The 275-nt window shown below is 31.6% G+C and carries 1 protein-coding gene; it reads right to left on the bottom strand.

Annotation, left to right across the window (positions count from 1 at the left end; genetic code table 11):
• Positions 1 to 36: 36 nt before the first annotated feature.
• Positions 37 to 275, bottom strand: a 239-nt coding sequence (locus AOA60_RS23945; RefSeq protein WP_143522552.1) for a YitT family protein, incomplete at its 5' end; no start/stop codon positions are given.

The raw sequence follows: 275 nt of genomic DNA, 5'->3' as shown, positions 1-275 counted from the left end.
ATTTATTTGCTATGCCTAAATAATTTTAATCAACATTTAAAAACGATTAAAACGTTTATGTTTAATTCCTGTCGTCTCATTTACCATAGAGGCCTCTAATACAGCATCTGAATCAATTGACAAGACTAATTCTCTAACTTTAGGATACATGAAGCGATTCGTTATACAATAAATAATTTTACGAGACTCCTTTGTATAACCACCTTCTCCATGTAGGTACGTTAATTGAATATCTAATTCATTCATTAACGCTTCGCCAACTTCCTCTGGTTTAC

It is taken from the genome of Pseudomonas sp. 2822-17, from assembly GCF_002742485.1.
GTDB classification, from domain to species: domain Bacteria; phylum Pseudomonadota; class Gammaproteobacteria; order Pseudomonadales; family Pseudomonadaceae; genus Aquipseudomonas; species Aquipseudomonas cyclaminis.
The sequence above is the reverse complement of the archived record's forward strand: the minus strand, read 5'-3'. Positions and strand labels throughout refer to the sequence as shown.